Genomic DNA, 9435 nt, shown 5'->3' with positions numbered 1-9435 from the left:
GACCCCGAAACCTTACCTGAGTTCCGCCGCCCGTCGCCTCATGGGATCTCTGCCCTGCCAAGCATCCCCCGCAAGGGGGAGATTGGCGCTCCTGAGTCGGCTCCACAAGGGCAGCGCCTCAGAACGAAAACGCTGCCGTTGCCGGGTCAGGCCCGGTGCGGCCGTCGGTCGAGTCCATGCCGCGGATGGTCTGCATGTCGTTCTCATCCAGTTCGAAGTCGAAGACGTCGAAATTGGCGGCAATGCGGTCCTGGTGGACCGACTTCGGGATGACGACCAGCCCTTCCTGCAGGTGCCAGCGGATGATGATTTGCGCCACCGACTTGCCGTGCTTCTTCGCGATCCCCGCAAGTGTCGGGTCGGCGAGCAGCCGGCCGCTGCCCAGCGGGCTCCAGCTTTCGATATGGATGTCGTGCTTCTTGTGGAATTCGCGCTTGTCGCGTTGCTGGAAGCGCGGGTGCAATTCGATCTGGTTGACGACGGGCGTCACGCCGGTCTCGCCGATGATGCGCTCCAGATGGTCCTGATTGAAGTTCGACACGCCGATCGACTTGATGCGGCCGGCTTGCTTGAGCTCGACCAGCGTCTTCCAGGCCTCGACATATTTGTCCTGGCTGGGCACCGGCCAATGGATGAGGAAGAGATCGATCTGGTCGATGCCGAGCTTTTGCATCGTGTCGTCGAAGGCGCGAAGCGCTGCATCGCGCTGGTGGCCGCCGTTGCGCAGCTTCGAGGTGATGAACAGCTCGGACCGCGGCACGCCTGCGGCGCGGATCGCCTCTCCCACGCCTTCCTCGTTGCGGTAGCCCTCGGCGGTGTCGATCAGGCGGTAGCCGGCGTCGATTCCCCAGCGCACGACCTTGGCCGTGATACCCAAATCGACCTGCCACACGCCAAGCCCGATCTGGGGAATGGTGGCGCCGTCGTTCAGTGTTAGCTGTTCAGGCATGGGTGGTTCCTTCTGCACGATGGGTTGGCCCCGCCTATGTAGGCTGCAGTTTGGGGAATGCGAGAGGGTGAGATGTCGGCGGGACAGAGGGGATATTCGTAGAGCGCCTACCCTATTGGTTCCTCGCCCCGAACCTCAGCCCATCCATCAACAGCTTCACCAGCCGTCCCGACCGCTCGCGCCAGTCGGGCGTGTTGGGGGCGGAGTAGATGCCGCCGAGCGCATGCATCACGTCGGAGGCGTCGACATCGGCGCGAATCTTTCCCGAAGCGGCGGCCCCCTCGACGAGGGCTCGCATGGCGCCTGAGACGCGGCCCGACGTATCCGAGAACAGCGTCGAGTTAGCGCTGAGCAGGAGGCGCAGGCTGGTGGCGAGGCCGCGCTTGGTGGCGATGTAGTCGACGAAACGCTGCATCCAGAGCTCCAGCGCGACATCAGCCGGATGCAGTTGAGCGAGTTCGTCGGCCGCCAGGCAGAGCCCTTCCACCTCGCGGCGGTAGACCACCTCGACCAGATGCTCGCGCGTCGGGAAATGCCGGTAGAGGGTGCCGATGCCGACCCCTGCCCGCTTCGCGATCTCCTCCAGCGAGGCGTCGACGCCGTCAGCCGCGAATGCCTGCGCCGCGACCTCGACGAGCTTGTCGCGGTTGCGCTGCGCGTCGGCGCGCAGCGGCTTCTGTGCCGGCGCTTCCTGCTTTTCGGCAGTCTGTGGCTGCTGGTCGGACAGTTTTTTCTCCACTCTCGCAATATGGGGGCTTGAACCCATGCGGGTCAGCCCCCACGTAAATAAACGGAGGCGCCTCCGTTTTAGTGGAGTAGCCTTATCATATAATCAGGGGAAGCGGTATGTCACGTGCTGAAGGACGAAAAGCTTTCCCTGTCCGCTGGAGAAGGGCGGCGTTGGAGCGCGTGATCTGCCCCCTCGTGGGGGAGATGGCCGGCAGGCCAGAGGGGGGCGCTGTCCCGCCGGCGTCTCAGTCCGTGTCACATGCTTCCTTGGAAGGGATTTCTGTCGAAGACCATAAACCGCAAACGCCTCGTTCCTTCGCCCCCCTCTGCCCTTTCGGACATCTCCCCCACAAGGGGGAGATTAGCAGCTTCCACGCCTTGCCCCTCTCCTCCCAAGCCCCATTTCCATCCGCCTAGCGTCCAGCAATTGGAGCCCGACGCCCCATGACAAGTCAAACCCACACAGGCCAGACCATCATCGATCCTCCCGAAGACGGCCATTTCAGGAATGGCGGTGCTACTAACGGCTCAATCGCCCAGCCCAGCCCCACCACCTTATCCATCCACCTTACCATCAACGGCCGTGACCATGCGCTCGACATCGAGCCGCGCGTCACGCTGCTCGACGCGTTGCGCGAGCGGCTTCATCTCACCGGCACCAAGAAGGGCTGCGACCAGGGCCAGTGCGGCGCCTGCACCGTGCATGTCGACGGTGAACGCGTGCTTGCCTGCCTGACGCTGGCGGCCCAGGTCGAAGGCCGCTCGATCACCACAATAGAGGGCCTCGCCGACGAGGACGGCACGCTTCATGCCGTGCAGGCCGCCTTCCTCGAGCAGGACGCCTTCCAGTGCGGCTATTGCACGCCGGGACAGATCATGTCGGCGGTGGCCTGCATCCGCGAGGGCCATGCCGGCTCAGATGAGGAGATCCGCGAATACATGGCCGGCAATCTCTGCCGTTGCGGCGCCTATCCGCACATCGTCGCCGCCGTCCGCCAGGCAGCACAGGAGCTTCGCTCATGAGAGATTTTTCCTACGTCCGCGCCGACAGCGTCGAGGCCGCGCGCAACGCCGCGGCGCTTCCCGGCGCCATGCTGCTTGCCGGCGGCACGACGCTGGTCGACCTCGCCAAATGCGGCGTCGCCGAACCCTCGACCGTCATCGACATCAGCCATATCGAGGGGCTCGATGCCATCGAGGTCGACGCCGATCGCGCCGTGATCGGCGCGCTGGCGAAGATGAGCCATGTCGCCGACCATGCCGGTGTGAAGAGCCATTTCCCGGCGGTGTCCGAAGCGCTGTGGCAGGCGGCATCGGCGCAGCTGCGCAACATGGCGACCATCGGCGGCAACCTGATGCAGCGCACGCGCTGCCCTTACTTCCGCGATCCGCAAAACTTCCCGGCCTGCAACAAGCGCGCGCCGGGCAGCGGCTGCTCGGCGATCGGCGGCGTGACGCGCGGCCATGCCGTGCTTGGCGTGAGCGAGGCCTGCATCGCCACCTATCCGGGCGATCTCGCCATCGCGCTGGTCGCTTTCGACGCCGAGATCGATCTCGGCGAGCGCAAGCTCAAGGTCGAAGACTTCTTCCTCGCCCCCGGCGCCACCGCCGAGCAAGAGCACGACATCCGCCCCGGCGAGGTGATCATGGGAATAGAGATCCCCGGCTCGGCTGCCGCGCGGCGCTCGACCTATCTGAAGATCCGCGATCGCCAGTCCTATGAATTCGCAGCCGCAAGTGCCGCCGTCGGGCTGGAGCTCGAAGCCGACGGCCGCACCATCCGCGACATCCGCGTCGCGCTCGGCGGTGTCGCCACCAAGCCGTGGCGGGCTCGCGAAGTCGAAGATGCGCTGAGGGGCAAGCCGCTCGACGAAGCGATCGTGCGCAAGGCGAGCGAGCTCGCCATGGGGGGCGCCGTCGACCATGGCGCCAACCACTACAAAATAGCGCTCGCGCCGCGCGTGATCGCGCGCGCCATCCTCAAATTGGGAGAGACGGCATGACCGTTCATGACATGAAACACGCCGCATCGGACAGCGCGCGCCTCGAAGCCGTCGGCGGGCGCCTGTCGCGCGTTGACGGGCCGGCCAAGATCACCGGCGCGGCGAAATACGCTTTCGAGCAGCAGCTCGAAGGGCTGACGCATGCGGTGCTGGTTAGCGCGACGATTGCCGCCGGCAAGGTGGCGGCCATCGACACGCGCGCGGCCGAAACCGCACCGGGCGTGCTTGCCGTGCTGACGCCCGACACCATCATGGGGCTGAAGGGCGCGTCGGACTGGCTTGGCAACCCGCCATCACAGCCGACCTATTGCCCCCTCGCCCGCGAGGTGACCTTTTCCGGCCAGCACATCGCTGCCGTGGTCGCCGAGACCTTCGAGCAGGCGGTGGCGGCGGCGGCACTCGTCAAGGTCGGCTATGACGAGACGCCGGCCATCGTCGATTTGAGCGACGGCACCGACGGCATCCCGATCGACGCCATGACCAAGGAATGGGGCGACGCCGAAGCTGCCTTCGCCGAAGCGCCGGTGCGCGTCTGCGTGGCCTACAACACGCCGCGCGAGTTCCAGACGGCGATGGAGCCGCACGGGCTGATCGCGCGCTGGGAAGGCGATGAGCTCACCATCTGGGAGCCGAGCCAGTGGCTGGACGGCATGGCGCGCACCTATGCCGAATGGTTTTCGATCCCGTTCGAGAATGTGCGGCTGGTCTCGCCCTATATCGGCGGCGGCTTCGGCTCGAAGGCCCTCGCCCTCGCCCACAGCGCGGTGGCGGCGGCCGCGGCGAAGATGCTTGGACGGCCGGTGAAGCTGGTGCTCAACCGTCCGCAGAATTTCACCTCCTATGGCGGCCGTGCCGCCACACGGCAGACAGTGGCGATCGGCGCCGACCGCGAAGGCCGCATCCAGTCGATCGTGCATCGCGGCGTCAACGAGACGGCCGTCGACGGCATGTGGGTCGAGCCGCTCGGTTCCGTCACCTCGATCATGTACGCCACGCCCAACTTCTCCTCGAAGCAGAATGTGGTGCGGGTGAACACGGTGGTGCCCGGGGCAAAACGCGCGCCGGGCGAGAACCCGAGCGCCTTCGGCATCGAATGCGCCATCGACGAACTCGCCTATGAGCTTGGGCTGGATCCGCTGGAGATCCGGCTGATCAACTATGCCGAGCAGGATCCGCATGCGAAGAAGCCGTGGTCGACACGCCAATTGCGCGAAGCCTTTGCCGCTGGTGCAGAAGCCTTCGGCTGGGCGAAGCGCAGCAACGCGCCGCGCTCGATGCGCGAGGGCCGTCAGCTCATCGGCTGGGGCGTGGCGGCCGGCACCTATCCGGTGCGGCGCGCTCATGGCGAGGCGGTGGTGAAGATCATGGCCGACGGTTCGGTCGAGGTCGAAAGCTCCTCCATCGACATGGGCCAGGGCACCTACACGATCCTGGCGCAGACCGCAGCCGAAACGCTCGGCGTGCCGGTGCAGCAGGTGTCGGTGAAGCTCGGCGATTCGCGCCTCGCCCGCGCCGGCGTCACCGGCGGCTCGCGGCTGGCCGGCGTCATGACCGGCGCCGTCTACAAGGCGGCCGGCCAGGCGCTGGACGACCTGATCGGGCTGGCGCTCTCCGATCCGCGCTCGCCCTTCCAGAAGCTGCAGGCGAACACGCTGCAAGTGAGAGACGGCCGCATCGCCTCGCCGCGTGGCGAAGGGCCGGAGCTGTCGATCGCCGAGCTGATGAGCGCGCTTGGCCGCGAGCGGATCGAGGCCAAGGGCGACACCATGCCGGCGAACTCGACGCCGGAGGCGCGCTACAAGAACTACACCACCATCGCCATGGCGATCCCGCACACCGAAGGCGACTATTCGCGCCATTCCTGGTGCGCGCATTTCGTCGAGGTGCGGGTGGACGAGGATTTCGGCACGGTGCGCGTCTCGCGCGTGGTCTCGGCGCTGGATTCCGGCCGGCTCTACAACCCGAAGCTGGCGGAAAGCCAGTGGAAGGGCGGCATCATCATGGGCATCGGCCAGGCGCTGCTCGAAGAAGGCATCGTCGACCGAAGGCACGGCCGCATCGTCAACGGCAACCTCGCCGACTACATGCTGCCGACCAACGCCGACATTCCGGATATCCAGACGATTTCTGTCGGCATCCCCGACCCGCATTCGTCCGCGCTCGGCGGCAAGGGCGTGGGGGAACTCGGCATTGTCGGCGTGGCGCCGGCGATTGCCAATGCGGTGTTCCACGCGACGGGGAAGCGGGTGCGGGATTTGCCGATTACCTTGGAGAAGTTGATTTAGCGATGGCCTTAGGGCGCGTAATCTCCCTCCCTTGCGGGGGGAGATCGCAGCTCCAACGACGCCACCCTACCCCAGCAAATTCGCATCCCTTACCAGCCGCCAGCGCCCGTCGCTCTCCTTGCGCAACAACGTTAGCGTGTAGCCCGACCGCCGCACCGGCTCGCCGCCCGGCGGTGTCGCCGTCATGTCGATGCGGTTGCGGATATAAGCCCAGTCGCCGAGCAGCTTCAGCTCGATGATCTCGCTCACGCCGTCCATCTTCGTTTCCCCCATGCCCCTGGAGGCGGCTGCGAATTCCTCCTTACCGAACGGCTCCTTGCCGGGGACCATGAAGACGACGTCGTCCGTCATCAGGCCAAGCACCGTATCCAAATCGCCCTTGCGGCTTGCCGCCATCCACGTATCGACCACCTGCCGGATCGCGGCTTCGTCTTCGGTCATTGGGTTGTCTCCTTGCAATCGTGCGGCGGGCGGATTCGTCGGTGAATAGGTGGGGCAAACGTCGCCGCTGGCAATATGCGCCTGCGGGAGCGCCGACGCTGGGTCACCGATTGGCTTGGGAGCCGTGACGGGCCGACTTTGCCCAACAATGGTTGGCCGCAGTAGCCTCGCGACGACTCGCCAAAGAGTGGTTTTCCGACATGGGCTGCAGCAGTAATATTGCTGCACGGGTTGTTCGACTCCACGGGGGATTCGAGAGATATGCCGCGAGCGCGACGCCAGATGGCGCTGACTGCTGATTTGGTCGCGCGTACAATTCGCGCGATTGAGAATACCGGTCCGGCCCCGGATATGGTTCGAAACACCGAAAAACCGAGTGGAACGCCATCGTTCGGGACATGTTGGCAACGCGTCCTGATGGACCGGATGTGTGGATTTTCGCCTATGGCTCACTTCTCTGGAATCCGGCCGTGGAACACGTGGAGGAGCGTGCAGGCGTAGTGCCGGGGTGGCACCGTTCGTTCTGTATTCGCATGCGGGATTGGCGCGGAACTGTCGACCAGCCAGGCTTGACGATGGGGCTCGACCGGGGAGGCCAATGCAGGGGAAGGGCCCTACGGCTGGCGGAAGACACGATTGAAGCCCAACTCGGAAAACTTGTCCGACGCGAAATGCCGGTGCGGCCGTCCAGCAAGCCGTTAACCCACGCTCACCGTTGGGTGCAGGTTCGGACAGATCAAGGGCTCGTTCGAGCCCTTGCCTTCGTCGTCAACCGAAAGGGAGGCAACTATATGGGAGGCCTTACCCTGGATGAGACGGCGGGCATTTTGGCCAGAGCATGTGGCCACGGAGGATCGTGCGCCGAATTTCTTCACAACACAATCTCGCAATTGGAGGCCTTGGGCATTCGGGATCGCAACTTGTGGCGCTTGCAGTCGCTTGTTGCAGACAAGCCTTACTTCGTCGCATCCGTGACCTGGCCGGGCAATGCGACCCTGTCCCGACGGCGTCTCAAAGAACCTCTCAAAGGAATCCCACCCCGGTTCGCCAATCTCCCCGCTGTCCTGGTTTCAATTGCTCGGTATGATCCTCCCGCATCTTAACGGGAGGCATCATGAAAAGCGTATTGGCAACCATCATCCTGGCGCTGGCCACCCAGTCCGCCCATGCCGCATCCTGCGCCTGGTCCGCCAAAATGGAGGAGGACGAGGGCGGCAGCGTGATAATGGCCTCGGTCTGCGGCGGGCCGAAGGGCGACGCGCAGTTAATGCTGGCCTGCTTCGACAAGCCGGTGCTGAGCTATGATCTGGGCGCCGCGGGCGGGCAGCTCGAGCCCGGCATCAGCGGCTCCTTCACCTTCAGGGCCGGCGGCAAGAGCGTGACCAAAAAGCTGGTTCTCGAGGCGATGTACAATTATTTCACGGCGGAGCTTTCCGGCCCATCCGACCCGCTGCTGGCGCTTTTGCGCGGCAAGGGTGAGGTGAAAATCAGCGCGGATAAGTATGGCGAGGCGAGCTTTCCGCTGACCGGATCGAGCGCGGCGATCGGCAAGGTGCTGGCCGAGTGCGGCAAGGGTTCGGGCGGCGAGGCTGATTGAATCTCACCCGCTTAGGGGAAGATTGCGCGCTCCGCCGCCTTCGCCAATCTCCATCAGCAGCCTACCAGTCCAACCCGAACACCAGCTTGCCGAAATGCAGGCCGCCGGCGGCCATGTGGGTGTAGGCTTCGGTCGCCTCGTTCTGTGAAAACACCTTGTCGACGACCGGCTCGATGCCGGCGGCGGCGATGGCGCGGGCGGCGTCGCGCAGGTCTGAGACCGATCCGGTGTTGTTGCCCACCACCTTCAGCGCCTTGATGATGATCGGCAGCAGGTTGACGGTCGCCTCGGCGCCGGTGACGAAGCCGATGGTGAAGAGCGTGCCGCCGGGCGCGGTGGCGTTGACGGCGCGGGCGAAGGTTGCGGTGCCGCCGGTCTCGACGACGAGGTCGGCGCCGAGTCCATCGGTCAGTTCCAGCACCTTGCCGTCCCAGTCGGGCGTCGCGCGGTAGTTGATGAGATGATCGGCGCCGAGCCCATGCGCCCGCTCCAGCTTCTCGTCCGACGAGGAGGTGATGATGACGGTGGCGCCGGCCGCCTTAGCGAGCTGCAGCGTGAAGATCGAGACGCCGCCGGTGCCAAGCAGCACGACCACCGAGCCCGGCCCGACATCGGCGGCGCGGATCGCGTTCCAGGCGGTGGTGCCGGCGATGGGCAGGGTCGAGGCCGCCTCGAAGGAGAGATGCGCCGGAACCGGCACGACCGAATTGGCCGGCAGGGCGACATATTCGGCCAGCGACCCGGGCAGCGAGATGCCGCGCATCTGCGTCATCTCGTAAGGCCGCGGCCGGCCGCCGATCCAGCGCGGCTTGGCATGGGCGACGACGCGGTCGCCCGTGCTGAACCTTGTCACGCCCTCGCCGAGCGCGACGATCTCGCCCGCGCCGTCGGCAACCGGAATGAGCGGGAAGACCGGTCCGGGATAGTTGCCGCTCGCCACAGCGACATCGACGAAATTCAGGCTCGCCGCGCGCTGGCGGATCAGCACCTCGCCGCGCTGCAGTTCGGGCGTGGCGACGCTGGCGGCGCGGAAGGCGTCCAGCCTGGGCTGGCTGAGTTCGATGGCTTTCATGGGTTCACTCCGTGGGTGGTCGATTGACGGGTTGAGCGAACCTAGCTGCTGCGCTATTCCTCGATAATTGTTGGACTTTGCATTTGAGCATTGCAAATCATGCAGCAATTCCATGAACCCTCCGCCCTTGCCGAAATGGCGGCCTTCGCGGCCGTCGCCGAGGCGCGCTCCTTCACCAGGGCGGCGGCGCGGGTCGGGCGCGACGCGACCATCCTGTCGCGCCGCCTGCAATCGCTGGAAGAGCGGCTGGGCGTGCGGCTGCTCCACCGCACAACGCGCAGCGTGTCGCTGACCGAGGCGGGCGCGGAATTCCTGTTGCGCGTGCGCGCCATTCTCGCCTCGGTCGACGAGGCGGAAGC

The 9435-nt window shown here is 65.6% G+C and carries 10 protein-coding genes; 6 read left to right on the top strand and 4 right to left on the bottom strand.

Annotated features, from left to right (window positions below):
* Positions 1–118 precede the first annotated feature (118 nt).
* Positions 119–949 carry an aldo/keto reductase gene (locus AU465_RS33695; protein ID WP_192257394.1) on the bottom strand — a complete coding sequence of 277 codons (831 nt, stop codon included), beginning with the start codon at positions 947–949 and terminating at the stop codon, positions 119–121.
* Between the two features lie 112 nt (positions 950–1061).
* The gene (locus tag AU465_RS33690) at positions 1062–1715 is read right to left on the bottom strand and encodes a TetR/AcrR family transcriptional regulator (protein WP_192257391.1); all 654 of its coding nucleotides are present in this window, start codon (positions 1713–1715) and stop codon (positions 1062–1064) included.
* 524 nt (positions 1716–2239) lie between these two features.
* Here AU465_RS33690 and AU465_RS33685 point away from each other — a divergent pair.
* The 3 genes from AU465_RS33685 to AU465_RS33675 are packed head-to-tail and all read left to right on the top strand — an operon-like array spanning position 2240 to position 5966.
* The gene (locus AU465_RS33685) at positions 2240–2701 is read left to right on the top strand and encodes a (2Fe-2S)-binding protein (protein WP_312891352.1); all 462 of its coding nucleotides are present in this window, start codon (positions 2240–2242) and stop codon (positions 2699–2701) included.
* A complete protein-coding gene (locus tag AU465_RS33680; RefSeq protein ID WP_192257387.1) occupies positions 2698–3681 on the top strand; it encodes an FAD binding domain-containing protein in 984 nt (327 codons plus the stop codon). The genes AU465_RS33685 and AU465_RS33680 overlap by 4 nt, the downstream gene beginning before the upstream one ends.
* Positions 3678–5966 carry a xanthine dehydrogenase family protein molybdopterin-binding subunit gene (locus AU465_RS33675; RefSeq protein ID WP_192257385.1) on the top strand — a complete coding sequence of 763 codons (2289 nt, stop codon included), beginning with the start codon at positions 3678–3680 and terminating at the stop codon, positions 5964–5966. Before AU465_RS33680 ends, AU465_RS33675 begins: the two co-directional genes overlap by 4 nt.
* A 66-nt stretch (positions 5967–6032) precedes the next feature.
* Here the strand turns inward: AU465_RS33675 and AU465_RS33670 are convergent, their stop codons facing one another.
* Positions 6033–6407: a YybH family protein gene (locus AU465_RS33670; RefSeq protein WP_192257383.1), complete on the bottom strand. Its 375-nt coding sequence runs from the start codon at positions 6405–6407 to the stop codon at positions 6033–6035.
* 398 nt (positions 6408–6805) lie between these two features.
* Between AU465_RS33670 and AU465_RS33665 the strand changes: the two genes are divergently transcribed.
* Together AU465_RS33665 and AU465_RS33660 are read left to right on the top strand one after the other, a co-directional pair.
* Entirely contained in the window at positions 6806–7510 is a 705-nt protein-coding gene (locus AU465_RS33665; RefSeq protein ID WP_246506673.1) for a gamma-glutamylcyclotransferase, read from the top strand.
* An 11-nt stretch (positions 7511–7521) separates the two neighbouring features.
* Positions 7522–8004, top strand: a complete 483-nt coding sequence (locus tag AU465_RS33660; protein WP_246506672.1) for a hypothetical protein — start codon at positions 7522–7524, stop codon at positions 8002–8004.
* Between the two features lie 61 nt (positions 8005–8065).
* On the opposite strand, the gene AU465_RS33655 is transcribed toward AU465_RS33660, so the two are convergent.
* On the bottom strand, positions 8066–9076 hold the full coding sequence (locus AU465_RS33655) for a zinc-dependent alcohol dehydrogenase family protein (RefSeq protein WP_192257381.1): 1011 nt from the start codon (positions 9074–9076) through the stop codon (positions 8066–8068).
* Positions 9077–9175: 99 nt separating this feature from the next.
* Here AU465_RS33655 and AU465_RS33650 point away from each other — a divergent pair.
* Positions 9176–9435, top strand: a 260-nt coding sequence (locus AU465_RS33650) for a LysR family transcriptional regulator (RefSeq protein ID WP_192257379.1), incomplete at its 3' end; no start/stop codon positions are given.

Source organism: Mesorhizobium silamurunense (genome assembly GCF_014843905.1).
Taxonomy (GTDB): Bacteria; Pseudomonadota; Alphaproteobacteria; order Rhizobiales; family Rhizobiaceae; genus Mesorhizobium; species Mesorhizobium silamurunense.
The sequence above is the reverse complement of the archived record's forward strand: the minus strand, read 5'-3'. Positions and strand labels throughout refer to the sequence as shown.